The following is a 26712-nucleotide window of genomic DNA, read 5'->3' on the forward strand; positions in this document are numbered from 1 at the left end:
ATGGCCCTCCTCTCACCCGTCGACCGGGTCAAGGTGCGCACCCGGCGGATCGTGCGCACGGTCTACCGCCGTCCGCTGACCACGCTGGACGACCTCGGCGACCAGCTCGGCTTCTACGGCCGCGCGCTGGCCTGGACGCCCCGCACGCTCAAGCGCTACAAGCGGGAGACGTTCCGGCTGCTGGCCGAGGTCAGCTTCGGCACCGGCGCGCTCGCGGTCATCGGCGGCACGGTCGGCGTCATCGCCTTCCTGTCCTTCTTCACCGGCACCGAGGTCGGCCTGCAGGGCTACGCCGCACTGGACCAGCTGGGCACCTCGGCGTTCACCGGGTTCCTCTCCGCCTACTTCAACACCCGGGAGATCGCCCCGCTGGTCGCCGGGCTCGCGCTGTCGGCGACCGTCGGCTGCGGGTTCACCGCCCAGATCGGTGCGATGCGGATCAACGAGGAGATCGACGCCCTCGAGGTCATGGGCGTGCCCTCGCTGCCCTTCCTGGTGACCACCCGCATCGTCGCGGGCTTCGTCGCGGTGATCCCGCTCTACGTGATCGGCCTGCTCACCAGCTACTTCGCCACCCGCACCATCACCACGGTGGTCTACGGGCAGTCCGCGGGCACCTACGACCACTACTTCAACCTCTTCCTGCCCCCGCAGGACGTGCTGTGGTCCTTCCTCAAGGTGCTGGTCTTCAGCGTCGTGATCATCCTGAGCCACTGCTACTACGGCTACCGCGCCGGTGGCGGGCCGGCCGGGGTGGGCCTGGCCGTGGGCCGGGCCGTCCGCTTCTCGATCGTGGCCGTGATGGTCATCGACCTGTTCCTGTCCCTGGCCATCTGGGGCTCCACCACGACGGTGAGGATCGCGGGATGAGCCGGGGCAGGGGTGCCGTCGTCCGGCAGCGGGTGCAGGGCCTGGCCTTCCTGGTGGTCATCGCGCTGCTGCTGGGACTCGCCGTCGCGACGTACCAGAAGGCGTTCAGCGGCGCGGTCACCGTGACGCTGCAGACCGACTCGATCGGCAACCAGCTGCAGACCGCCAGCGACGTCAAGGTGCGGGGGGTCATCGTGGGGGAGGTGCGCGCGGTGCGCGCCACCGCCGACGGTGCCGAGATCGAGCTGGCGATCCAGCCCGAGCACCTGGCACGGATCCCGGCCAACGTCGGCGCCCGGCTGCTGCCCAAGACCCTGTTCGGCGAGCGGTTCGTGGCCCTGCAGCTCCCGGAGGCGCCGTCGGCGGAGCGGTTGGCCGCCGGTGACGTGATCCCGCAGGACCGCAGCGAGAACGCCATCGAGCTCGAGCGGGTGATCGACGACCTGCTGCCCCTGCTGCAGGCGGTCGACCCCGCCGACCTGTCCTACACCCTGGGCGCCGTCGCCGACGCCCTGCGCGGCCGGGGGGACCTGCTGGGGGAGAACCTGGCCGACACCGGTGCCTACGTGGGGGAGCTGAACACCGTGCTGCCCGAGCTGCAGGCCGACGTCTCGCTGCTGGCCGACGTCGCCGACACCTACGACGCCGCCGCCCCGGACCTGCTGGCGGTGCTCGACGACCTGTCGGTGACGGCCTCCACGGTCACCGACCAGGCCGAGCAGCTGCGGCGCACCTTCACCGTGGTGGGCGGCTCGGCGCAGACCGCGGCAGGCTTCCTGACCGACAACGAGGACGCCCTCATCCAGCTCGCCGCCGGCTCCCGGCCGGTGCTGGGCCTCTTCGCGGAGTACTCCCCGGAGTACCCCTGCCTGCTCGACGGGCTGACCCGGTTCAACCCGCTGATCAGCGAGGCCTTCGGCGCCGACGGTGACCCGTCGCTGAACCTGGACCTGACGGTCACCCTCCCGCCGCGCAACCCGTACGCCCCGGGTGACCAGCCCGCCTACGACGACGTCTCCGGTCCCGACTGCCGGGGCCTGGGCGACATCGACGGGATCATCGCGGCCGCGGCCCAGGGCGAGTACTACTGCCCGGTCCCGCCGCTGGACGGCGTGGACTCCGCCGACAACCCGGTCAGCGGCAACCCGCGCTGCCTGGGCGGCACGGGTCCCACCGACATCCCCGGAGGGGACACCCGGACCGGACGCGAGGGCACGGGGCTGGGCACCGACCTGTCGCTGGCCTCGGCGTTCCCGTCCGGGCTCACCGACGGCGGCGGCAGCGGGGGACTGGCCGGGAGCACCGGGGAGCTGGACTTCGTGCGGAACCTGCTGGGCTACCAGACCGGCACCGACCCGGCCGACGTCTCCGACCTGGCGGCGTCCTCGATGGCCCCGGTGCTGCGCGGGACGCAGGTGATGGTGCCGTGAGGGGCCTGACCGCACCGATCGTCAAGCTGGTCGTCTTCGCGATGGTCACGATCCTGGCCAGCTACGTGCTGCTGGCCACCATCACCAACGCCGGGTACGGAGACCAGACCGCCTACCGGGCCCAGTTCACCGACGTCGCCGGGCTCGTCGAGGGCGACGAGATCCGCATCGCCGGGGTGCGGGTCGGGCAGGTGACCTCCATCGGACTGTCCGACGACGCCGAGCGGCCGGTCGCCGAGGTCGGGCTCGAGGTGGAGTCCGGGGTCGGGCTGCCCGCCGGGGTCCAGGCCACCATCCGGTACCGCAACCTGGTGGGGCAGCGCTACGTCGCGCTCACCGAGGGCGAGGGGTCCGCCGGCCGCACGCTGGCCGCCGGCGACACCATCCCGCTGGCGCAGACCACCCCGGCGCTGGACCTCACCGTGTTGTTCGGCGGGTTCCAGCCGTTGTTCCAGGCGCTGAGCCCCGACGACGTCAACCGGTTGTCCTACGAGCTGATCCAGGTGTTCCAGGGCGAGGGCGGCACGATCCAGAGCCTGCTGGGCCACGTCGCGTCCCTCACCGGTTCGCTGGCCGACCAGGACGCCGTGATCGGCAGCGTGATCGACAACCTGAACAGCGTCGTGGGCACCCTCGCCGCCCGTGACCAGCAGCTGAGCGGGCTGGTGGTCTCGCTCCAGCAGTTCGTCAGCGGGCTGACTGCCGACCGGGACTCGATCTTCGACTCGCTGCAGACCATCGACACCCTCGCGGTGACGACGTCGCAGTTCCTCACCGACGCCCGGCCCCCGCTGGCCGCCGACATCACCGCCCTGGGCGACCTGTCGACCAACCTGGCCGACACCGGCGACGTGCTGGAGGACTTCCTGCAGCTGGCCCCGGTCAAGACCGACCTGCTGACCCGCACCGCGGTCAACGGCAGCTGGTTCAACTTCTACCTCTGTTCGGCGTCCGGCCTGGTCTCCCTGCCGGTCGTCGGCGACGCCCAGCTGCCCCCGGGCGGCGCGGCCAACGGATCGGCGGGGTGCAGCTGATGGCACGGGACTCCCGGCCCTTCCGCGACCGCGACCCGGTCACGATCGGGGCGATCAGCCTCGCGGTGATCGTCGCGCTGGTCGCGCTGGCCTTCAACGCCCAGTCGCTGCCGCTCATCGGCGGCGGGACGGTGTACTCGGCGTCCTTCAGCGAGTCCGCCGGCCTGCGGGCCGACGACCCGGTGCGCATCGCCGGGGTCAAGGTCGGCCAGGTGGAGAGCCTGCAGCTGGAGGACGGCGCGGTCACGGTCGAGTTCCGGGTGTCCGACGCCTTCGTCGGTGACCGCAGTGAGGCGGCGATCAAGATCGAGACCGTCCTGGGGGCGAAGTTCCTGGCCCTGGTGCCCCGCGGGGAGACCGCCCTGGACCCCGCCGACCGGATCCCGCTGGAGCGCACCGCCTCGCCCTACGACGTCGTGGAGGCCTTCAGCGGCCTGGCCCAGACCATCGACGACGTCGACACCGACCAGCTGGCGCAGTCCTTCGAGGTGCTCAGCGAGACCTTCGCCGACACCCCCGACGAGGTGCAGACCTCACTGGAGGGGCTGTCCCGGTTGTCCACCACCATCTCCTCGCGGGACGCCGAACTGAGCCAGCTGCTCTCGGCCACCCGGGACGTGACCCAGGTGCTGGCCGACCGCAACGGCGAGTTCACCCAGCTGATCCTGGACTCCAACACCCTGCTCACCGAGGTGCAGGAACGCCGGGCGCTCATCGACTCGATCCTGACCAACACCCAGACCCTGGCCACCCAGCTCGCCGGGCTGGTCAACGACAACACCGCTGCGCTCACCCCGGCGCTGGCCCAGCTGTCAGAGGTGACGGCCATCCTCGAGCGCAACCGCCAGGACCTCGGGCAGACGGTGGCCAACCTGGCGCCCTTCGTCACCGTCTTCACCAACACCCTGGGCAACGGGCGGTGGTTCGACAGCTTCGTGGACAACCTGATCCCGGGCGTCGTCGGCGGCGTGCTCTGCGGCTCGGTGGCCGGCTCGACCGGCGGGCTCGTGGGGTGCTCCCCGTGACCGGCCGGCTGCAGCGCGCCGTGGCGCTGGCCGCGGCGGTGCTCCTGGTCGGCACGCTGGGCTGGATCGTGCTGCGCCCGGCGGGGCAGATGCGGGTGACCGCCTGGTTCGGGCAGGCCGTGGGGCTCTACGAGGGCTCCGACGTCCGGGTGCTGGGCATCGACGTCGGGGAGATCACCCGGGTGACGCCGATGGGCGACCGGGTGCGGGTGGAGATGCTCGTCGACGAGGACTACGACGTCCCCGCCGAGGCGGTCGCGGTGATCCTGGCGCCCTCGCTGGTCGCCGACCGCTACGTCCAGTTCGCCCCGGTCTACTCCGGTGGCCCGACGATGGCCGACGGCGCCGAGGTGCCGCTGGAGCGCACGGCCACCCCGGTCGAGCTCGACCAGGTCTACGGGGCGCTGGACGACCTGTCCGTGGCCCTGGGCCCGACCGGCGCCAACGCGGACGGAGCGCTGTCGGACCTCGTGGAGGTCGGTGCGGCCAACCTGGACGGGAACGGCCAGGCGCTCAACAGCACGCTGACCGGCTTCTCCCAGGCCGTGGAGACCCTCGCCGAGAACCGCGACGACCTGTTCGGGTCGGTGGAGAACCTGCAGGTCTTCACCAGCGCCCTGGCCACCGTCGACGCCCAGGTGGGGCAGTTCAACGACAACCTGGCCGCGGTGTCCGAGCAGCTGGCCGGCGAGCGGGAGGACCTGGCCGCGGCCATCGCCCTGCTGTCCTCGGCGCTGGGTCAGGTGGCCGGGTTCGTGCAGCAGAACACCGCGCTGCTGACCACCAACGTCGACCGGCTGTCCGCGGTCACCCTGACCCTGGTGCAGCAGCGGGAGGCCCTGGCGCAGGTGCTCGACGTCGCCCCCGCCGCGATCGGCAACCTCGCGCACGCCTACAACCCCGACTACGGGACGCTGGACACCCGGGACAACTCCCTGGGCAGCCAGAACGCCGACGTCGTGGTCTGCCAGCTGCTCGGTCAGGCCGGCCGGCTCCAGCTCGCCGGGGTCGACCTCACCGACGTGACCGCGCTGCTCGGGCTCCCCCCGATCGACCAGGTCTGCGCCCGGCTGCTGTCCGGCGACCCGGGCGGGGACGGCGCGATCGACGACCTCAACGGCAACGGCGTGCCCGACCTGCAGGAGCTGCTCACCGCGGTCTTCTCGCCGTCGTCCGGGCTGCCCGGTGGCGGCACCGGCCTGCCCGGTCTGCCCTCGATCCCAGGAGTCCAGCCGTGAAGCGGACCACCACCACCCGGGTGACGGCTCTGGTCGGCACCGCGCTGCTGCTCTCGGGCTGTGGCTTCCGCGGGGCCTACTCCCTGGACCTGCCCGGGGGCGCCGACGTCGGCGACGAGCCCTACCTGGTGCAGATCCAGTTCGCCGACGTGCTGGACCTCGTGCCGCAGTCCGGCGTCCGGGTCGCCGACGTGCCGGTCGGGAAGGTCACCGACATCAGCCTGGGGGAGGACTGGACCGCGCTGGTCACCGTCGAGGTGGCCGGGGACGTCGAGCTGCCGGCCAACGCGGTCGCGGCGATCAACCAGTCCTCGTTGCTGGGGGAGAAGTACGTGGAGCTCGCGGCCCCGGGCACCGAGGCCCCCACCGGGGAGCTCGCCGACGGGTCGCTGATCACCCTGGACCGGACCAACCGCAACGTGGAGGTCGAGGAGGTCCTGGGGGCGCTGTCGCTGGTGCTCAACGGCGGTGGGCTCACCCAGCTGCAGACGATCACCAGCGAGCTCGGCCAGGCGTTGGAGGGCCGGGAGGACGCCGTCCGCAACACGTTGACCCAGCTGGACACGTTCATCGGCGGCCTGGACGACCAGCGCACCGAGATCAGCCGTGCGCTGGACAGCATCAACGCGCTGTCGGCGACCCTCTCGGCGGGCACGGGCACGATCACCACCGCGCTGGACACCATCGGGCCGGGGCTGGACGTGCTGACCTCCCAGCGCGACCTGCTGGTCTCGATGCTCGACTCGCTCGCCCAGCTCGGCGACGTGGGCACCCGGGTGATCAACCAGAGCGGCGCGGACACGGTCGCGGACCTGCAGCTGCTGCAGCCGATCCTCACCCAGCTCGCCGCCGCCGGCCCCGACCTCGCCGGTTCGCTGGACCTGCTGCTCACCTTCCCGTTCCCGGCCAGCTCGCTGACCGCGCTGCAGTACCGGCCGGACCTGCGCACCGGGGGCTACGGCCTGTTCACCAACCTCACCGCGGACCTCAACCTCGACCTGCAGGACCTCTTCTGCCGGTACGTGGTGGACCAGACCTCCGGGGCGCTGGTGCTGCTCGACCCGGCGGAGGTCGTCGGCGACTCCTGCGGGGTCCCGGGGAGCCCCGACGCCACCACGGTGGTCGGCGCGCCGGCCGGGGCAGCCGCGGCGCCGTTCAGCCTGCCGACCCTGCCCGACCTCACCGGCGTCGTCCCGGACCTCACCGAGGCCACCGACGGCACCCTGCTCGGGCTGCCCGACCTCACCGGGCTGCTGACCGGGGGGACCCCGTGATCACCCGCACCACGCGGCTGCAGCTGCTGGCCTTCGCACTCGTCGCCCTCCTGGGCATGAGCTACGTGGGCTTCCGGTACGTCGGGCTGGACCGGCTGGTGTTCGGCGGGGGCTACGAGGTGTCGGCGGAGTTCGCCGACTCCGGGGGCGTCTTCGTCAACGCCGAGGTCACCTACCGCGGCGTCGCGGTGGGCCGGGTCAGCGACATGGCCCTCACCGACGACGGCGTCGAGGTCACCCTGGACATCGACCCCGACGCGCCGGAGATCCCGGCCGACGCCGCGGCCGCGGTCGCCAACCGCAGTGCCGTCGGCGAGCAGTACGTCGACCTGCGCCCGGACGACGCCGCCGGTCCCTTCCTGGGGCAGGGGTCGGTGATCCCGGTCGAGCGCACCTCGATCCCCATCCCGGTCGAGCAGCTCCTCCTCGACGTCGACGGGCTGGTCACCTCCATCGACACCGAGGACCTGCGCACCGTCGTCGACGAGCTGGGCATCGCGTTCGCCGGGGCCGGGGACGACCTCGCGCGGCTGATCGACAACGGCGACCTGCTGCTGACCCGCGCCGAGGAGTCGCTGCCCCAGACCCTGACCCTGATCACCGACGGCCAGACGGTGCTGCAGACCCAGGTGGACTCCCGCACGGCCATCCAGAGCTGGGCGGCGGACCTCCGACTGCTCGCGGACACCCTGGTCAGCAGCGACGCCGACCTGCGCAGCCTGCTGGTCAACGCCCCCGACGCCGGTGCCGCCCTGCAGCAGCTCGTGGTGGACGCCGGCCCCGGACTCGGCTCGCTGATCCGCAACGTCGACGTGCTCAACGACGTCACCACGCCCCGGCTCGACGGCGTCGAGCAGCTGCTCGTCACCTACCCCGAGGTGGTCACCGGCAGCTTCTCGGTGGTCCGGCGGGGCAGCGACGGCGTCATGCGCGCCAACTTCGGCTTCGTGCCCAACGTCAACGACCCCCAGCCCTGCACCTCGGGCTACGTGTCCACCGGCGCTTCGGGGTCGCCGGAGGCGGTGGCGACCCTCGACACCTCCGCGGTGCGCTGCGACGTGGTGGGCGGGGTGGACCCCGACCCCTCCGACGGCGTCGACGAGAGCGGCTCGAGCATCCGCGGCGAGCAGAACATCGACGGGGACGGCGGGGTCGCCTCCCCGGGCAGCACCCTCCCGGGCGTGCCGGGCGCCCTGCCGGTGTCCGGGCTGCTCCAGGAGGTGCTCGGCGGGCTGCTGAGCGCCAACCCGTTCTCCAGCCAGGCCGGCTGACCCGCCTCCGGTGGCGCGCGGCGGCTCCCCGCCGTCGTACCGTGACGCCCGCCACCGCAGCCCCACCCACCGACCGACGAGAGGAGCGCACCGTGGCCGATCCCCGCCCCGACACCACCAATCCGGACACGACCGAGCCCGACTCCCACGACGCGGTCGACGCCGAGATCGCGGTCGACGCCGAGACCGGGGTCGACGCCGTCCCCGAGGTCGACGAGGAGCCCGACGACGCCGCCCCCGCTCCCCGGTCGCGCCCCTCGCTGCCCCTGGTGCCCGTGCTGGCCGGGCTGCTGGTGCTGCTCGTCGCCGCGACGGGGTACCTGTTCCTGACCCGTCCCGACCCGTCCCCGGTGCGCACCGACGACTACGTGGACGCCCTGCAGGCCGCGCGGGCCGGGATCGTCGACGTCGCCTCGTTCGACCACCTGACCCTCGACGACGACATCCAGCAGATCCGCTCGGTGACCACCGGGGACCTCCAGGAGGAGTCCGTCGGGCAGCTCGACGCCCGGCGCCAGGAGATCACCGACGCCCAGGCCGTGGTGAACACCGAGGTGGTGGGGGCCGCCGTCGGTGCCGCCGACGACGACAGCGCGACGGTCTTCATGGTCATCCAGTCCACCCAGCGCAGCAACGCCTCCGAGCAGACCCAGGTGCAGCGCTACCGCATCGAGGTCGACCTGACCAAGGACGGCGACCGCTGGTTGCTCTCCGGGATCACAGGACGGTGAGCCGACCGTGACCGACACCCCCGACGGGACCCCGGCCGAGGAGTCCCCCCGCCCGCGCCCGACGCCCCGGCCCCGGGCGGCCGGTGCACGCCCGGGCCCGCGGCCCTCGCCCCGACCCCGGGTGGCCGGCAGAGGGCGCGCCGACGAGGACGGCGACGGGACCCCGCCCGTCGCCCCGCGCCGCCGTCCGGCTGCGGTGCCCCGTCCGACCCCGGCCGCCGGGGCGACCGCGAAGGCCCCGCAGACCGCGAAGACCTCGAAGACCTCGAAGACCTCGGAGGCCGCGACGACCCCGAGGGCCTCGAAGGCCCCCGAGCCCGCCGCCGCCCGGCCCCGGCGCCGGGTGCCGGCCCTGGTGCTCGTGCTCGCCCTGCTCTGCGTGGCCGTGGCCGCCGGCGGCGGGTACCTGCTCCTGCAGCGTTTGCAGCCGGGCTCCGTGGACGCCGCGGTGTTCGCCGCCGCCCGCAGCGGGGTGGAGGACGTCTACGCCTACGACTACCGGGACTCCCAGGGCAGCGTCGACCGCAAGCTCGACGCCCTCACCGGCGAGCTGCGCGAGCAGTACGAGGCCGACCTCTCCCAGGGCGGGATCATCGACACCTACGAGCAGGTCTCGGCGACCACCAGCTACGAGGTGCTCGAGGTCGGGCTGCAGCAGGTCAACGAGGCCCAGGACACCGCCACCCTCGTGGTGTTCGGCCAGTACGTCGTGGAGTCGGTCAACTCCGGCACCCAGGCCGCCCCAGCCGGCTCGGAGTGCACGGTCACCGACGAGGGCGCGCAGTCCTGCACCCAGACCGTCCGGGTCACGGTCACCGACGTCGACGGCGACTGGAAGATCAGCGAGCTCACCCTGCTCACCACGAGCTGACGCCCCCGGGGGCCTGTCCACAGCCTCGGCGTGGCGGTGTCGCGCGGGCCGCACCCCTGGCATCATTCCCCCGGGCAGTGCCACCCGTACCGCCTGTTCGTGAGCCTCCCGCCCGTGCGGGCCGTCGTCCCCCAGGGGCGCTCGGCCGCACGGTGGACAGGGGGGCCCGACAGGGGTAGGGTCTCCTGTTGCGCTGCCCTCTGACTGCCTACCCCGCCGAGCCGGGTCACCAGGGGCGCTCCCGAACACGACCGGGACGCCTGCTGCTGACGCCGTCGGTGGGACCACGTCGGCCGTCGGGTCGCAGCGCCGACTACCCCGCTGACGGACGACCCGCACCGACCGCCCGCACGTCGTGAGGTCCTTGAAAGGACGCATCTTGGCAGGCTCCAGCCCCACCAGCACGGACACCACCAGCACCGAACAGGTCATCCCGGACGACCCGCAGGACAGCGCGCACACCGCTGGCACCGCGGCCCAGAAGATCCCCGGCGCGCCCCTGCGCGTCTCCTTCGCCAAGATCCACGAGCCCCTCGAGGTGCCGGATCTGCTGGCGCTGCAGACGGCCTCCTTCGACTGGCTGGTCGGCAGCCCGGAGTGGAAGGCGACGCTGTCCCCCGAGGAGCAGGCCGCCGCCGTCGGCGGTCTGGCCGACATCCTCGAGGAGATCTCCCCGATCGAGGACTTCAGCGGCTCGATGTCGCTGTCCTTCTCCAACCCGCGCTTCGAGGACGTCAAGGCCTCCCTCGAGGAGTGCAAGGACAAGGACATGACGTACGCGGCGCCGCTGTTCGTCACCGCCGAGTTCATGAACAACACCACCGGCGAGATCAAGAGCCAGACGGTGTTCATGGGCGACTTCCCGATCATGACGAGCAAGGGCACGTTCGTCATCAACGGGACCGAGCGCGTCGTCGTCTCCCAGCTGGTCCGCTCCCCGGGCGTCTACTTCGACAAGACCCTGGACAAGACCAGCGACAAGGACGTCTTCTCCGCCAAGGTCATCCCGAGCCGGGGTGCGTGGCTGGAGTTCGACGTCGACAAGCGCGACACCGTCGGCGTGCGCATCGACCGCAAGCGCCGTCAGCCCGTCTCGGTGCTGCTCAAGGCGCTGGGCTGGGACGAGGACCGCATCCGCGAGCACTTCCAGTGGTCGCCCACGATGCTGGCCACCCTGGAGAAGGACCACATCGCCGGCCAGGACGAGGCGCTGCTGGACATCTACCGCAAGCTGCGTCCGGGCGAGCCGCCGACGCGTGAGTCGGCCCAGGCGCTGCTGGAGAACCTGTTCTTCAACCCCAAGCGCTACGACCTGGCCCGCGTCGGTCGGTACAAGGTCAACAAGAAGCTCGGTGTGGCCGTGCCGCAGCCGACGCAGACGCTGACCGAGGACGACATCGTCGCCACGATCGAGTACGTCGTGCGCCTGCACGCCGGCGAGCCCGACCACGGCGTGGACGACATCGACCACTTCGGCAACCGTCGCCTGCGCACCGTGGGTGAGCTGATCCAGAACCAGATCCGGGTCGGCCTCTCCCGCATGGAGCGCGTGGTCCGCGAGCGGATGACGACCCAGGACGTCGAGGCGATCACGCCGCAGACCCTGATCAACATCCGTCCCGTCGTGGCCTCCATCAAGGAGTTCTTCGGGACCAGCCAGCTCTCGCAGTTCATGGACCAGACCAACCCGCTCGCGGGTCTGACCCACAAGCGCCGCCTGTCGGCGCTGGGTCCGGGTGGTCTGTCCCGTGAGCGCGCAGGCATGGAGGTGCGCGACGTGCACCCCAGCCACTACGGCCGGATGTGCCCGATCGAGACCCCGGAAGGCCCGAACATCGGCCTGATCGGGTCGCTGTCCTCCTTCGGGCGGGTCAACGCCTTCGGGTTCATCGAGACCCCGTACCGCAAGGTCGAGGGCGGTCAGGTCACCGACCAGATCGACTACCTCACCGCCGACGAGGAGGACCGCTTCGTCGTCGCGCAGGCCAACAGCCCGCTCGACGCCACCGGTCGCCTCGCCGAGGAGCGGGTCCTGGTCCGCACCAAGGGCGGTGAGGTCGACTACCTCGCCCCCGAGAACGTCGACTACATGGACGTCTCGCCGCGGCAGATGACCTCGGTCGCCACCGCGATGATCCCGTTCCTGGAGCACGACGACGCCAACCGCGCGCTCATGGGCGCGAACATGCAGCGTCAGGCCGTCCCGCTGCTGCGCAGCGAGGCGCCGCTGGTCGGCACCGGCATGGAGCTGCGTGCCGCCGTCGACGCCGGTGACGTCGTCACCGCCGAGAAGGCCGGTGTCGTCGAGGACTCCACCGCGGACTTCGTGACCGTGATGGCCGACGACGGGACCCGGCAGACCTACCGGCTGCTGAAGTTCCGCCGCTCGAACCAGGGGACGTCGATCAACCAGTCCCCGGTCGTCGAGGAGGGCCAGCGGGTCGAGATCGGCCAGGTCATCGCCGACGGTCCGTGCACCGACCAGGGCGAGATGGCGCTGGGCAAGAACCTGCTCGTCGCCTTCATGCCGTGGGAGGGCCACAACTACGAGGACGCGATCATCCTGTCGCAGCGCCTCGTGCAGGACGACGTCCTGTCCTCGATCCACATCGAGGAGTTCGAGGTCGACGCCCGCGACACCAAGCTGGGCGCCGAGGAGATCACCCGGGACATCCCGAACGTCTCCGAGGAGGTCCTCGCCGACCTCGACGAGCGCGGGATCATCCGGATCGGTGCCGAGGTCGTCCCCGGCGACATCCTCGTCGGCAAGGTCACGCCCAAGGGCGAGACCGAGCTGACCCCCGAGGAGCGGCTGCTGCGCGCGATCTTCGGTGAGAAGGCCCGCGAGGTCCGCGACACCAGCCTCAAGGTCAAGCACGGTGAGTCCGGGAAGGTCATCGGCGTCCGGGTCTTCTCCCGCGAGGACGGCGACGAGCTCCCCGCCGGCGTGAACGAGCTCATCCGGGTCTACGTGGCCCAGATGCGCAAGATCTCCGACGGTGACAAGCTGGCCGGCCGCCACGGGAACAAGGGCGTCATCTCCAAGATCCTCCCGCAGGAGGACATGCCCTTCCTCGAGGACGGCACCCCGGTCGACATCGTGCTCAACCCGCTGGGCGTGCCCGGCCGGATGAACGTCGGCCAGGTCCTGGAGACCCACCTCGGGTGGGTCGCCAAGACGGGCTGGCAGGTCGAGGGCGAGCCGGAGTGGGCCAAGAACCTGCCCGCCGGCGCCCGCGGTGCCGCTCCCGGCACCCGGACCGCGACCCCGGTGTTCGACGGTGCCCGCGAGGAGGAGATCGTCGGCCTGCTCGGCTCGACGACGCTCACCCGCGACGGCGAGCGTCTGGTCAAGGAGACCGGCAAGGCCCGGCTGTTCGACGGTCGTTCCGGGGAGCCCTTCCCCGAGCCGATCTCGGTGGGCTACGTCTACATCCTGAAGCTCCTGCACCTGGTGGACGACAAGATCCACGCCCGCTCCACCGGCCCGTACTCGATGATCACGCAGCAGCCGCTGGGTGGTAAGGCGCAGTTCGGCGGTCAGCGCTTCGGTGAGATGGAGTGCTGGGCGATGCAGGCCTACGGCGCCGCGTACGCGCTGCAGGAGCTGCTGACGATCAAGTCCGACGACATCCTCGGGCGCGTCAAGGTCTACGAGGCCATCGTCAAGGGCGAGAACATCCCCGAGCCGGGCATCCCCGAGTCCTTCAAGGTGCTGCTCAAGGAGCTCCAGTCGCTCTGCCTGAACGTGGAGGTCCTCTCCTCCGACGGCAACGCGATCGAGCTGCGCGACACCGACGACGAGGTCTTCCGGGCCGCCGAGGAGCTGGGCATCGACCTCAGCCGCCGCGAGCCCTCCTCCGTCGAGGACGTCTGATCGACCGCCGGCCGGCCCCGTGATGCGGGGCCGGCCGGCCACCACCTCGTGACTCCAGAAACGCAGAACTAGCCCCGGAAAGGGGTAATCAGTTGCTCGACGTCAACTTCTTCGACGAACTGCGCATCGGTCTCGCCAGCGGCGACGACATCCGTCAGTGGTCCCACGGTGAGGTCAAGAAGCCGGAGACCATCAACTACCGCACCCTCCGTCCGGAGAAGGACGGTCTCTTCTGCGAGAAGATCTTCGGTCCCACCCGGGACTGGGAGTGCTACTGCGGCAAGTACAAGCGCGTCCGCTTCAAGGGCATCATCTGCGAGCGCTGCGGCGTCGAGGTGACCCGGGCCAAGGTCCGTCGTGAGCGCATGGGGCACATCGAGCTCGCCGCCCCGGTGACCCACATCTGGTTCTTCAAGGGCGTCCCGTCCCGGTTGGGCTACCTGCTCGACCTGGCCCCCAAGGACCTCGAGAAGATCATCTACTTCGCGGCCTACCTGATCACCACGGTCGACGGCGAGGCGCGGCACCGCGACCTCCCGACGATCGAGGCCGAGATCAGCGCGGAGAAGCACAACCTGGAGAGCCGTCGCGACGCCGACGTGGAGGGTCGCCAGCAGAAGCTGGAGGCCGACCTCGCCGAGCTCGAGGCCGAGGGCGCCAAGTCCGACGTGCGCCGCAAGGTGCGCGAGGGCGGCGAGCGCGAGATGCGCCAGATGCGCGACCGCGCGCAGCGGGAGATCGACCGTCTCGACGAGGTCATGGACACCTTCCGCAAGCTCGAGGTCAAGCAGCTCATCGCCGACGAGGGCCTCTACCGCGAGCTGCGCGACCGCTTCGGTGAGTACTTCGAGGGCGGCATGGGCGCCGCGGCGCTGCAGAAGCTGCTGTCGGACTTCGACCTCGACGCCGAGTCGGTCTCGCTGCGCGACACCATCCGCAACGGCAAGGGCCAGCGCAAGCTGCGCGCGCTGAAGCGGCTCAAGGTCGTGGCCGCGTTCCAGCAGACCCGCAACTCGCCCATGGGCATGGTGCTGGACTGCGTCCCGGTCATCCCGCCGGACCTGCGCCCGATGGTGCAGCTGGACGGTGGCCGCTTCGCGACCTCGGACATGAACGACCTGTACCGCCGCGTGATCAACCGGAACAACCGGCTCAAGCGCCTGCTCGACCTGGGCGCCCCGGAGATCATCGTCAACAACGAGAAGCGGATGCTCCAGGAGTCCGTGGACGCGCTGTTCGACAACGGTCGCCGTGGCCGTCCGGTCACCGGTCCGGGCAACCGGCCCCTGAAGTCCCTGAGCGACCTGCTCAAGGGCAAGCAGGGCCGGTTCCGCCAGAACCTGCTGGGCAAGCGCGTCGACTACTCGGGCCGTTCGGTCATCGTCGTCGGCCCGCAGCTGAAGCTGCACCAGTGCGGTCTGCCCAAGCAGATGGCCCTGGAGCTCTTCAAGCCCTTCGTGATGAAGCGGCTGGTCGACCTCAACCACGCGCAGAACATCAAGTCCGCCAAGCGGATGGTCGAGCGTGCGCGCCCGGTCGTGTGGGACGTGCTGGAAGAGGTCATCACCGAGCACCCGGTGCTGCTCAACCGCGCACCCACGCTGCACCGTCTGGGCATCCAGGCCTTCGAGCCCCAGCTGGTCGAGGGCAAGGCCATCCAGATCCACCCGCTCGTCTGCACCGCGTTCAACGCGGACTTCGACGGGGACCAGATGGCGGTGCACCTGCCGCTGTCGGCCGAGGCGCAGGCCGAGGCCCGGATCCTGATGCTGAGCTCGAACAACATCCTGAGCCCGGCCGACGGTCGTCCGATCACCGCGCCGACCCAGGACATGGTGCTGGGCCTCTACCACCTCACGACCCTCAAGGCCGCGGCCGACGAGCGTGGGGCCGACGAGCTGCCCAAGGCCTACGGGTCCGCCTCGGAGGCCGTCATGGCCTACGACCGGGGTGCCATCGGCATCCAGGAGCGTGTGCTCATCCGGCTGGACGAGGTCTTCGGCGTCGACAACGGCCCGAAGAACGACGCGTGGGAGACCCCCGAGGACTGGACGCCCGGCCAGCCGGCCGTCGTGCACACCTCGCTGGGTCGGGTGCTGTTCAACGAGGCCCTGCCCGAGGACTACCGCTTCGTCAACTACCAGGTGCCGAAGAAGGAGCTCGGGGCGATCGTCAACGACCTCGCCGAGCGCTACCCCAAGGTGCAGGTCGCCGCGACCCTGGACGCCCTCAAGGCGGCCGGGTTCCACTGGGCGACCCGCGCGGGCATCACGATCGCCATCGACGACGTCGTGACCCCGCCGGCCAAGGCCGCGATCCTGGAGCGCCACGAGGACGAGGCCCGCAAGATCGAGAAGCAGTACGAGCGCGGCGTCATCACCGACTCCGAGCGTCGTGCCGAGCTCATCGAGATCTGGACCCGTGCGCGGGCCGAGGTCAGCCAGGCGATGGTGGACAACTTCCCCACCACGAACCCGGTCTGGGTCATGGTCAACTCGGGCGCCCGAGGCAACATGATGCAGATCAGCCAGATCGCCGGCATGCGTGGTCTCGTCGCCAACCCCAAGGGCGAGATCATCCCGCGGCCGATCAAGGCCAACTTCCGCGAGGGTCTGTCCGTGCTGGAGTACTTCATCTCCACGCACGGCGCCCGCAAGGGCCTGGCCGACACCGCGCTGCGGACCGCCGACTCCGGGTACCTCACCCGTCGTCTGGTGGACGTCAGCCAGGACGTCATCATCCGCGAGGAGGACTGCGGCACCGAGCGCGGCGTCCTCATGCCGATCGGCACCGTCGTGGACGGCACGGTCACCCGTGACGCCCACGTCGAGACCAGCGTCTACGCCCGGGCCCTGGCCGCGGACGTCGAGGCCTCGGACGGGACGGTCGTCGCGACGGCCGGTTCCGACCTGGGCGACGTGCTCATCGCCGAGCTGGTCGACGCCGGCATCAGCGAGGTCAAGGTCCGCTGCGTGCTCACGTGTGAGTCGCTGCTGGGCACCTGCGCGACCTGCTACGGCCGTTCGCTGGCCACCGGCAAGCTCGTGGACGTCGGCGAGGCGGTCGGCATCATCGCCGCCCAGTCCATCGGCGAGCCCGGCACGCAGCTGACGATGCGCACCTTCCACACCGGTGGTGTGGCCGGTGACGACATCACCCACGGTCTGCCCCGCATCGTGGAGCTCTTCGAGGCTCGCGTCCCCAAGGGCAAGGCGCCCATCGCCGAGCTCGCCGGGACCGTGTCGATCGAGGACGGTGAGCAGTTCCGCAAGCTCACCATCGCTCCCGACGACGGCTCCGACGACGTCGTCTACGAGAAGCTGTCGCGTCGTTCGCGGCTGCGGGTCGAGGACGGCGGCCACGTCGAGGTCGGCGAGCAGCTGACCGAGGGTGCTGTCGACCCGCACGAGGTGCTGCGCATCATGGGCCCCCGCGAGGTGCAGCTGCACCTGGTCCGTGAGGTCCAGGAGGTCTACCGCAGCCAGGGCGTGTCGATCCACGACAAGCACATCGAGGTGATCATCCGCCAGATGCTGAAGCGGGTGACCATCATCGACTCCGGTGCCACGGAGTTCCTGCCGGGCGCACTCGTCGAGCGCACGCTCTTCGAGACCGAGAACCGTCGGGTGGTGTCCGAGGGCGGCGAGCCGGCCTCGGCCCGTCCGGTCCTCATGGGGATCACCAAGGCGTCGCTGGCGACCGAGTCGTGGCTGTCCGCCGCCTCGTTCCAGGAGACGACCAAGGTGCTCACCGACGCCGCGATCCAGGGCAAGAGCGACAGCCTGCTCGGGCTCAAGGAGAACGTGATCATCGGCAAGCTGATCCCGGCCGGTACCGGGATCAGCCGCTACCGCAACATCACGGTCGAGCCCACCGAGGAGGCCCGCGCCGCGGTCTACACGATGGCCGGCTACGACGACGGGCAGTACTACAGCCCGGACGTCTTCGGGTCGGGCACCGGCGAGGCCGTCCGCCTGGAGGAGTACGACTGGCGGAGCTGATCCACCGCTGACAGAGGCCCCGCAGACCAGCTGGTCTGCGGGGCCTCTGCGCGTCCGGCCCGTCCCCACCCGCGTCACGTGACGCATCGGGGGAGTGGGTGCGGGTCAGCCGTGGGCGAGCCGGGCCAGGGTCTCCACGGTCGCGCGACGACCCTCGCGGGTGTCGTCCAGCGGCTGGGCGTTCACCACCGTCACGCCCGCCTCGGCGAAGGCCGCCAGCCGCTCGGCGACGTGGCCCTCCGGACCGATCAGGGAGACCGCGCGGACCAGCTCGTCGGGCAGTGCCGCCGCGGCCTCGTCCTTCCGCCCGCTCAGGTAGAGGTCCTGCACGGTCGCAGCCGCCTCCGGGTACCCGTACCGCACGGCGAGGTCGTTGTAGAAGTTCTTCCCCCTGGCCCCCATGCCCCCGACGTAGAGCGCCAACGCCGGCCGGACGGCGTCGTGCAGGTGGTCGACGTCGTCCCCGATGGCCACCGGCACCCCGGTGACGATGCCGAGCTCGCCCAGCGCGGGGTCGCGCACGGCCTTCCCGGCGCTCAGCGCCTCGCCCCACACGTCGGCGGCCCGCTCGGGGTGGAACCAGATGGGCTCCCAGACCTCGGCGATCTCCGCGGCCAGCTGCACGTTCTTCGGCCCGATCGCGGCCAGCAGCACCGGGATGCGCTCGCGCACCGGGTGGTTGATCAGCTTGAGCGGCTTGCCCAGCCCGGTGCCCTGGTCGGCCGGCAGCGGGACGGTGTACTTCGGACCGGCGTGCTCGAGCTTCTCCCGGCGCCACACCTGCCGACAGATCTCCACGACCTCCCGGGTGCGGGCCAGGGGTGCGTCGTAGGGGACGCCGTGCCAGCCCTCGACCACCTGGGGCCCGGACGCGCCCAGCCCGAGGGTGAACCGGCCGCCGGAGACGAAGTCCAGCCCGGCCGCGGTCATCGCGGTCAGCGCCGGGGTGCGGCTGTAGATCGGGAGGATCCCGCTCATCAGCTCCACCGAGGAGGTCACCGCCGCCAGGTACCCCAGCTGGCTGACCGCGTCGAAGGTGTAGACCTCCGCGGCGACCGCGACGTCCAGGCCCACCCCCTCGAGCTCGACGATCTCCTGGGCCGCCTCGCGGAAGTCGCCGGAGGAGTAGCTGAGCTGGATGCCGATGCGCACGGGGGACTCCTGGGGTGGTGGGGGTGGTCAGACGGAGGGGGAGGCCGTGAGCTCGTCCCGGAGCACGCGCTTGAGCAGCTTCCCGGACTGGTTGCGGGGGAGCTCGGCGACGAAGTGCACCCGCTTGGGCAGCTTGAACCCGGCCAACGTGCCCCGGGCGTGCGCGATCAGCTCGGCCTCGTCCACCGCAGCCCCCTCGGGGGAGTCCCGGCGGACGACCACCGCGGTGACCGCCTCGATCCAGCGGTCGTCCGGGGTGGCCACGACGGCCACCTCGGCGACACCGGGGTGGGTGTAGAGCGCGTCCTCGACCTCCCGGGAGGCGACCAGGACCCCGCCGGTGTTGATCACGTCCTTGATCCGGTCGACGACGTAGAGGTACCCCTCGGCGTCCCGGCGCACCAGGTCCCCGGAGTGGAACCACCCGCCCTGGAAGGCGGCCTCAGTCGCCTCGGGGTTCGCCCAGTACCCGGTGCACAGCTGCGGGGAGCGGTACAGCAGCTCCCCGGACACGTCGGGGCCGACGTCGGAGCCGTCCTCGTCGACCACCCGCACCTCGACGAACAGCACCGGTCGGCCGCAGGAGTCCGGTCGGGCGTCGTGCTCGGCGGGTTGCAGCACGGTGGCCAGCGGCCCGATCTCGGACTGACCGAAGCAGTTGTAGAACGCCAGCCCGGGCAGCCGCTGCTGCAGGCGCTGCAGGACCGGCACCGGCATGATCGAGGCCCCGTAGAAGGCCTTGCGCAGCGAGGACAGGTCGCGGTCGGCCAGGTCGGGGTGGTTGGCCAGCGGCACCCACACGGTGGGGGCCAGGAAGAGGGCCCCGGTGCGCTCGGCCTCCACCCGGCGGAGCACCTCGGGCACGTCGGGGGCCTCCATCAGGGAGTTCGTGGCCCCCACGGCCAGGTAGGGCATGAGGAACACGTGCATCCCGGCCGAGTGGTAGAGCGGCATGCAGTGCAGCGGGTCGTCGCCCTCGGCGCACTGCAGGGCCACCACGCTGGACAGGTACTCGTGCACCAGCGCGCGGTGGGTCATCATCGCGCCCTTGGGCCGGCTGGTGGTGCCCGAGGTGTAGAGCAGCTGCACCAGGTCGAGGTCGGTCACGTCCACGTCGAGCTCGGGCACCGGGCCGGTGCTGCTGCGCTCCAGCAGGGAGTCCTCGGCGTCACGCAGGCTCAGCACCTGCTCGGCCGGCACGTCGCCCAGCACCGCGTCGAGGGCTCCACGCAGGCCCGGGTCGACCAGGACGAGGCGGCTGCCGGACTGCTCGAGCAGGTAGGACAGCTCCTCGCCGGTCAACGCGTAGTTCACCGGCACGTGCACCAGGCCGGCCCGGGCGCAGCCCAGGTAGCCGATCAGGTACGCGTCGGAGTTGCGGCCGTAGGCGGCCACCCGGTCACCGGGCTCGAGGCCGGCGGCCAGCAGCACCCCGGCAGCCCGGGTCACCGCGTCGTCGAGGTCGGCGTAGGTCCAGCTCCGGTCGGCGAACCGCAGGGCGACCCGGCCGGGCACCCGCGCGGCGCTGCGGCGCAGGACGTCGTCGACGGTGCTGGAGCGGGGGTCGGCCACGGGGCGTCCGGTCACGAGACGCACTGTGACACGGGCCACCGGTCCTGCGCAGGCCCGGTCGTGGGGGAGTGCGGCCCCAGGGCCTCAGAGGGCCCGGACCGGACCCGTCACGCGGGTCACCACCGGCACCCCGTCCACGGCTCCGGGCACCGACACCCCGGCGTCGACGTCGACCAGGTCGACCCGCACCACGTACTGCGAGGCCCGGCGGGCGATGCCCACGCCGACCACACCGGGCTCGGCGGCCAACCGGGCGGCCAGGGCGGTCTTGGCCGCACTGGCCACGCTGCGGTCGGTCGCCGGGGTGCTCACCGGCCCATGGTGCTCCTGGGAGCCGCTGCGTGGGAAGCCCGCGACGCGTCAGCCGGCCACCCACTCCAGTCCGAGCACCTGGAGCACCGTGGCCAGCGGGCTGACGAAGGTGACACCGCCGCCGTTGCTCCCGCCGGTGGTCGAACCGGCGAACAGCAGACCCACCGGGGCGCGGTCCCGGCTGCGCCAGACGACCGACCCGGAGTCGCCCCCGTCGCTGAAGCCCCCGGTGACGCCCTCGATCTCGACCTGGTCGTCGAAGGTGTAGACCACGCCCTCGTCGTACTGCACCCCCACGCCGTCCACCTCGACCGCGGTGATCCGGCCGTGGGTGTGCCCGGTGGTCCTGCCGACCTTCTCCACCAGTTCGTCGGGGTCGATCTCGAGGGAGGCGGCCACCGCGGCCAGCAGCGGACCCCCGGGGTACCCGGTCGGGTCGGCCTCCACCCCGGGGTCCAGGGCGGCCACCGCGGCGTCGACGAGGTTGCCGGTGGGCACGAACCGCTGGAACGCCGTCAGCGTCCCGACCCGGTCCCTGGCCGTGCCGCCGTCGGCCGGGCCGGGCTGCAGCGCCGGGTCGCCCTCGGTGGCGGCGTCGCTGGCGGCCAGCACGTGGTTGTTGGACAGCACCAGCAGGCCGGGCGTGCCCGCCCGCCGGACGAAGCCGCCCAGGGTCCCGGCCGTCACGTCGGGGTGGGCCACCGAGAGCCCGGGCACCAGCGGACGGGTGCGCTGCTGCAGCTGCTCGGGGGTGGGGGAGGTGAGCGGTCGGACCGGACCGATCACGCGGACGTCGACCTCGCTGCGGGCGGCGTCGTCGAGGCCGTCCATGACGAGGGCGGCGTCGCCCTCGGAGACCAGCCGCACGGCCAGGTGCACCTGGTCCGGGCCGACCGGTGCCAGACCGAGGGCGATGCCGCTCCAGCCCGACCCGTCGGGCAGGCCGCTGGCCACCACGGCCCCCGGCGGGGCTTCGGACAGCCGCTGGGAGAGTGCGGCCTTCAGCTCGCGGGCGGTGTCGACGTGCACGGTGGCCTCCTGCGCAGTGGGTGACGGTGTGCCTCCCGACGGTAGGGCGGGGCTACGACAGGAGCAGCCCGGACGGGACGCGCGGGCGACCGCAGGCTGACAGGCGGGCCCCCCGGCGGTAGCCTCGACGGCGGTACGGTCCCGGCCGGCCACTGCCCGGGGTCCGCCCCTCGCGGTGGCCGGGCCCGCGCAACCGTCGCCGCCGTCCGGCACGCCCCTCGGGGAACGGCCTGACGACGACGTCGGAGGCGGGCCCGCAACTGGCGTGACGGACCCGGCTTTGACCGGGTCCACCCGCCCGGGTATCGTCATCAGCCGTGCCCAGGGAGACCTGGGCCTGCTCCCTCCTCCGACGCACCGCGGTGCCCGGGTCGGTCTCCGGATCGCCTGGTCACCAGGAGGTCCCGCCCGGTCCACGACCGAGAGCCCGGGATCGCGCTCCAGGCGCGAGGGGCGACCGAGTCCGACTCCCAGCGAGGCGGCCCGGAACTCCGAGAAGGCAACACGCCCGACCGCGGGGGCCGGACCACGTCTGAGGACGGGCCCGGGAGCAGGACCGATCGACCAGGCACCACCGCACCTGAGCACCACAGCAGGAACCAGCACGGCACTCATCCACAGCACGACCCAGCGCAGGCAGGAGATCAAGGCCACCCATGCCCACGATCCAGCAGCTGGTCCGCAAGGGCCGCGAGGACAAGGTCGAGAAGACCAAGACCCCGGCGTTGAAGGGATCCCCTCAGCGCCGTGGCGTGTGCACGCGCGTCTACACGACGACGCCGAAGAAGCCGAACTCGGCGCTGCGCAAGGTCGCTCGCGTCCGGCTGACCAGCGGTGTCGAGGTGACGGCGTACATCCCCGGCGTCGGCCACAACCTGCAGGAGCACTCCATGGTGCTCGTGCGTGGTGGCCGCGTGAAGGACCTCCCCGGCGTCCGCTACAAGATCATCCGCGGTTCCCTGGACACCCAGGCGGTCCGTGGCCGCAAGCAGGCTCGCAGCCGCTACGGCGCGAAGAAGGAGAAGAGCTAATGCCGCGCAAGGGCCCCGCCCCGAAGCGTCCGCTCGTCGTCGACCCGGTCTACCAGTCCCAGCTGGTCACCCAGCTGGTGAACAAGGTGCTCGTCGACGGCAAGCGCTCCATCGCCGAGGCGATCGTCTACGGCGCCCTCGAGGGCGTCCGGGCCAAGAACGACACCGACCCCGTCGTGACCCTCAAGCGCGCGCTGGACAACGTCAAGCCCGCCCTCGAGGTCCGCAGCCGTCGTGTCGGTGGCGCCACCTACCAGGTCCCGATCGAGGTGCGTGCCTCGCGCAGCACCACGCTGGGCCTGCGCTGGCTCATCCAGTACTCCCGGTCGCGTCGCGAGAAGACGATGACCGAGCGCCTCATGAACGAGCTGCTGGACGCCAGCAACGGCCTCGGTGCCGCGGTCAAGCGCCGCGAGGACACCCACAAGATGGCCGAGTCGAACAAGGCCTTCGCGCACTACCGCTGGTAGTCACCGGCGGCTGGTGAGACCCACCAGCGCCACCAGCCGCCACCCCGCGGCGAACCCCGGGCCACCCCCGGGGCCCGCGTCAAGAACTTGAGCAGGAGGAGAAGGCAATGGCCGACCTCGTCAACACCCGGAACATCGGGATCATGGCGCACATCGACGCCGGCAAGACCACCACCACCGAGCGGATCCTCTTCTACACGGGGATCAACTACAAGATCGGTGAGGTCCACGACGGCGCGGCCACCATGGACTGGATGGAGCAGGAGCAGGAGCGCGGCATCACCATCACGTCGGCCGCGACGAAGTGCACCTGGAACGGGTTCGACATCAACATCATCGACACCCCGGGCCACGTGGACTTCACCGTCGAGGTGGAGCGCTCGCTCCGCGTCCTCGACGGTGCCGTCGCGGTCTACGACGGTGTCGCCGGCGTGGAGCCGCAGACCGAGCAGGTCTGGCGGCAGGCAGAGAAGTACGGCGTCCCGCGCATGTGCTTCGTCAACAAGCTCGACCGCACCGGGGCGAACTTCTTCCGCTGCGTCGACATGATGGTCGAGCGCCTGGCGGCCAACCCGCTTGTCCTGCAGATCCCGATCGGTGCCGAGGGCGACTTCATCGGCGTCGTCGACCTGGTCGAGATGCGCGCCCTCACGTGGCGCGGGGAGACCAAGCTGGGCGAGGACTACGCGGTCGAGGAGATCCCGGCCGAGCTCGCCGAGCAGGCCGCGGAGTACCGGACCAAGTTCCTCGAGAACCTGGCCGACTTCCACGACGACATCATGGAGTCCTACCTCGGTGGCGAGGAGATCTCGGTCGCGACCCTCAAGGCCGCGATCCGGAAGTCCACCATCGCCGGCGAGGTCAACCCCGTCGTCACCGGTTCGGCGTTCAAGAACAAGGGCGTCCAGCCCATGCTCGACGCCGTCACCGACTACCTCCCCAGCCCGCTGGACGTCGAGGCCATCGTCGGCACCGCGCTGGACGGCGAGACCGAGGTCCTGCGGCACGCCGACGAGACCGAGCCCTTCGCGGCTCTGGCCTTCAAGATCCAGGCCGACCAGCACCTGGGCAAGCTGACCTACATCCGCGTGTACTCCGGGCGTCTGGACGCCGGGTCCCCGGTGCTGAACAGCACCAAGGACCGCAAGGAGCGGGTCGGCAAGATCTACCAGATGCACGCCAACAAGCGTGAAGAGCGTGCGGGCGTCGGCGCCGGCGAGATCGTGGCCGTCAACGGCATGAAGCAGACGACGACCGGTGACACCCTCTGCGACCCGCAGAAGCCCGTCATCCTCGAGTCGATGACCTTCCCCGCGCCGGTCATCTCGGTGGCCATCGAGCCGAAGACCAAGAGCGACCAGGAGAAGCTGGGCACGGCGATCCAGAAGCTCGCCGAGGAGGACCCGACGTTCCAGGTCCGCCTGGACGAGGAGACCGGCCAGACCGTCATCTCCGGCATGGGCGAGCTCCACCTGGAGATCCTGGTCGACCGCATGCGGCGTGAGTTCAACGTCGAGGCCAACGTGGGCAAGCCCCAGGTCGCCTACCGCGAGACGATCCGCAAGACCGTCGAGCGCTACGACTACACCCACAAGAAGCAGACCGGTGGTTCCGGCCAGTTCGCGAAGGTGCAGATCGCCCTCGAGCCGCTCGAGATGAGCGGTGACTCGGCGACCTACGCCTTCGAGAACAAGGTCACCGGTGGACGCATCCCGCGGGAGTACATCCCCTCGGTCGACGCGGGCATGCAGGACGCCATGCAGTACGGCATCCTCGCCGGCTACCCGATGGTCGGGGTCAAGGCCTCGCTGCTCGACGGCGCCTACCACGAGGTCGACTCCTCGGAGATGGCGTTCAAGATCGCCGGTTCGATCGCCTTCAAGGAGGCTGCCCGCAAGGCCAGCCCGGCTCTCCTCGAGCCCATGATGGCCGTCGAGGTCGTCACCCCCGAGGAGAACATGGGCGACGTCATCGGCGACCTGAACTCCCGCCGTGGGACCATCCAGGCGATGGAGGAGCGTTCCGGCGCCCGCGTCGTCAAGGCCCTGGTCCCGCTGTCGGAGATGTTCGGCTACGTGGGCGACCTGCGCAGCCGCACCCAGGGACGGGCGAGCTACACCATGGTGTTCGACACCTACGCCGAGGTGCCCTCCAACGTGGCCAAGGAGATCATCGCCAAGGCCACCGGCGAGTAACAGCGGTCCGGGCCGCAGCCACCAGGCGGCCCGGTCCGCGCGGGCACCCGCCCGCACCCCACAGACTCAGCAGCAGCACTGCGACAGACACTCAGCGAGAGGAACCCCAGTGGCCAAGGCCAAGTTCGAGCGGACCAAGCCGCACGTCAACATCGGCACCATCGGGCACATCGACCACGGGAAGACGACGCTCACCGCGGCGATCACCAAGGTCCTGCACGACAAGTACCCGAACCTCAACGAGGCGTCCGCGTTCGACCAGATCGACAAGGCGCCCGAGGAGAAGGCGCGTGGGATCACGATCTCCATCGCCCACGTCGAGTACCAGACCGAGAACCGGCACTACGCGCACGTCGACTGCCCCGGGCACGCCGACTACATCAAGAACATGATCACCGGCGCGGCCCAGATGGACGGCGCGATCCTCGTGGTCGCGGCGACCGATGGCCCGATGCCGCAGACCAAGGAGCACGTGCTCCTGGCCCGCCAGGTCGGCGTCCCCTACATCGTCGTGGCCCTGAACAAGTCCGACATGGTCGACGACGAGGAGATCCTGGAGCTCGTCGAGCTCGAGGTCCGCGAGCTGCTGTCGGAGTACGAGTTCCCGGGTGACGACCTGCCGGTCGTGCGCGTCTCGGCGCTGAAGGCGCTCGAGGGCGACGCCGAGTGGGGCGACAAGCTCATGGAGCTCATGGACGCGGTCGACGCCTCCATCCCCGAGCCCGAGCGCGAGATCGACAAGCCGTTCCTCATGCCCGTCGAGGACGTCTTCACGATCACCGGTCGTGGCACCGTCGTCACCGGTCGCGTCGAGCGCGGCATCGTCAAGGTCTCCGAGGAGATCGAGATCGTCGGCATCCGCCCGACCTCGTCGAAGACGACCGTCACCGGTGTCGAGATGTTCCGCAAGCTGCTCGACCAGGGCCAGGCCGGCGACAACGTCGGGCTGCTCCTGCGCGGCATCAAGCGCGAGGACGTCGAGCGCGGCCAGGTCGTCGTCAAGCCGGGCTCGATCACCCCGCACACCAACTTCGAGGGCTCGGTCTACATCCTCTCGAAGGACGAGGGCGGCCGTCACACGCCGTTCTTCAACAACTACCGTCCCCAGTTCTACTTCCGGACGACGGACGTCACCGGCGTGGTCACGCTGCCCTCGGGCACCGAGATGGTCATGCCCGGCGACAACACCGAGATGACGGTGGAGCTCATCCAGCCCATCGCCATGGAGGAGGGCCTGCGCTTCGCCATCCGTGAGGGTGGCCGCACCGTCGGCGCCGGCCGGGTCGTCAAGATCAACCAGTAGTCCCCAGGTGGGTGGCGGCCGCGACC

At 71.0% G+C, this 26712-nt stretch carries 19 protein-coding genes; 15 read left to right on the forward strand and 4 right to left on the reverse strand.

Annotation, left to right across the window (positions count from 1 at the left end):
- The 11 genes from ASG36_RS13620 to ASG36_RS13670 all read left to right on the forward strand — a co-directional run bounded on the left by ASG36_RS13620 (position 1) and on the right by ASG36_RS13670 (position 17622).
- Positions 1-870, forward strand: a complete 870-nt coding sequence (locus tag ASG36_RS13620) for an ABC transporter permease (RefSeq protein WP_235494965.1) — start codon at positions 1-3, stop codon at positions 868-870.
- Positions 867-2300 (forward strand): MCE family protein, encoded by a 1434-nt coding sequence (locus ASG36_RS13625; RefSeq protein ID WP_055764597.1) that lies wholly within the window; start codon positions 867-869, stop codon positions 2298-2300. The genes ASG36_RS13620 and ASG36_RS13625 overlap by 4 nt, the downstream gene beginning before the upstream one ends.
- Complete coding sequence (locus ASG36_RS13630) at positions 2297-3334, forward strand: MCE family protein (protein WP_055764599.1); 1038 nt, start codon at positions 2297-2299, stop codon at positions 3332-3334. Before ASG36_RS13625 ends, ASG36_RS13630 begins: the two co-directional genes overlap by 4 nt.
- On the forward strand, positions 3334-4359 hold the full coding sequence (locus ASG36_RS13635) for an MCE family protein (protein ID WP_055765161.1): 1026 nt from the start codon (positions 3334-3336) through the stop codon (positions 4357-4359). The genes ASG36_RS13630 and ASG36_RS13635 overlap by 1 nt, the downstream gene beginning before the upstream one ends.
- Positions 4356-5597 carry an MCE family protein gene (locus ASG36_RS13640; RefSeq protein WP_055765164.1) on the forward strand — a complete coding sequence of 414 codons (1242 nt, stop codon included), beginning with the start codon at positions 4356-4358 and terminating at the stop codon, positions 5595-5597. The genes ASG36_RS13635 and ASG36_RS13640 overlap by 4 nt, the downstream gene beginning before the upstream one ends.
- Complete coding sequence (locus tag ASG36_RS13645; protein WP_235494967.1) at positions 5594-6871, forward strand: MCE family protein; 1278 nt, start codon at positions 5594-5596, stop codon at positions 6869-6871. Before ASG36_RS13640 ends, ASG36_RS13645 begins: the two co-directional genes overlap by 4 nt.
- On the forward strand, positions 6868-8142 hold the full coding sequence (locus ASG36_RS13650) for an MCE family protein (RefSeq protein WP_055764601.1): 1275 nt from the start codon (positions 6868-6870) through the stop codon (positions 8140-8142). Before ASG36_RS13645 ends, ASG36_RS13650 begins: the two co-directional genes overlap by 4 nt.
- A gap of 92 nt (positions 8143-8234) precedes the next feature.
- Complete coding sequence (locus ASG36_RS13655) at positions 8235-8873, forward strand: hypothetical protein (protein WP_055764603.1); 639 nt, start codon at positions 8235-8237, stop codon at positions 8871-8873.
- A gap of 7 nt (positions 8874-8880) precedes the next feature.
- Positions 8881-9744 (forward strand): hypothetical protein, encoded by an 864-nt coding sequence (locus tag ASG36_RS13660; RefSeq protein ID WP_055764605.1) that lies wholly within the window; start codon positions 8881-8883, stop codon positions 9742-9744.
- A gap of 484 nt (positions 9745-10228) precedes the next feature.
- On the forward strand, positions 10229-13621 hold the full coding sequence (rpoB, locus tag ASG36_RS13665; RefSeq protein WP_055765167.1) for a DNA-directed RNA polymerase subunit beta: 3393 nt from the start codon (positions 10229-10231) through the stop codon (positions 13619-13621).
- Positions 13622-13713: 92 nt separating this feature from the next.
- Entirely contained in the window at positions 13714-17622 is a 3909-nt protein-coding gene (locus ASG36_RS13670) for a DNA-directed RNA polymerase subunit beta' (protein ID WP_055764607.1), read from the forward strand.
- Between the two features lie 105 nt (positions 17623-17727).
- Here the strand turns inward: ASG36_RS13670 and ASG36_RS13675 are convergent, their stop codons facing one another.
- From ASG36_RS13675 to ASG36_RS13690, 4 genes are all read right to left on the reverse strand, one after another.
- Positions 17728-18774 (reverse strand): LLM class F420-dependent oxidoreductase, encoded by a 1047-nt coding sequence (locus ASG36_RS13675; RefSeq protein WP_055764609.1) that lies wholly within the window; start codon positions 18772-18774, stop codon positions 17728-17730.
- Positions 18775-18801: 27 nt separating this feature from the next.
- On the reverse strand, positions 18802-20361 hold the full coding sequence (locus ASG36_RS13680) for an acyl-CoA synthetase (RefSeq protein ID WP_235494971.1): 1560 nt from the start codon (positions 20359-20361) through the stop codon (positions 18802-18804).
- 69 nt (positions 20362-20430) lie between these two features.
- A complete protein-coding gene (locus ASG36_RS13685; protein ID WP_055764611.1) occupies positions 20431-20658 on the reverse strand; it encodes a hypothetical protein in 228 nt (75 codons plus the stop codon).
- A 48-nt stretch (positions 20659-20706) separates the two neighbouring features.
- Positions 20707-21687 (reverse strand): hypothetical protein, encoded by a 981-nt coding sequence (locus ASG36_RS13690; RefSeq protein ID WP_055764613.1) that lies wholly within the window; start codon positions 21685-21687, stop codon positions 20707-20709.
- Positions 21688-22343: 656 nt separating this feature from the next.
- Between ASG36_RS13690 and rpsL the strand changes: the two genes are divergently transcribed.
- From rpsL to tuf, 4 genes are all read left to right on the forward strand, one after another.
- Positions 22344-22718, forward strand: a complete 375-nt coding sequence (gene rpsL, locus ASG36_RS13695) for a 30S ribosomal protein S12 (protein ID WP_055764615.1) — start codon at positions 22344-22346, stop codon at positions 22716-22718.
- Positions 22718-23188 carry a 30S ribosomal protein S7 gene (gene rpsG, locus ASG36_RS13700; protein WP_055764617.1) on the forward strand — a complete coding sequence of 157 codons (471 nt, stop codon included), beginning with the start codon at positions 22718-22720 and terminating at the stop codon, positions 23186-23188. The genes rpsL and rpsG overlap by 1 nt, the downstream gene beginning before the upstream one ends.
- A gap of 107 nt (positions 23189-23295) precedes the next feature.
- Positions 23296-25383 carry an elongation factor G gene (gene fusA, locus ASG36_RS13705; RefSeq protein ID WP_055764620.1) on the forward strand — a complete coding sequence of 696 codons (2088 nt, stop codon included), beginning with the start codon at positions 23296-23298 and terminating at the stop codon, positions 25381-25383.
- A gap of 109 nt (positions 25384-25492) precedes the next feature.
- A complete protein-coding gene (gene tuf / locus ASG36_RS13710; RefSeq protein ID WP_055764622.1) occupies positions 25493-26686 on the forward strand; it encodes an elongation factor Tu in 1194 nt (397 codons plus the stop codon).
- Positions 26687-26712: the final 26 nt, after the last annotated feature.

Origin of the sequence: Geodermatophilus sp. Leaf369 (assembly GCF_001424455.1) — a bacterium.
GTDB lineage: Bacteria > Actinomycetota > Actinomycetes > Mycobacteriales > Geodermatophilaceae > Klenkia.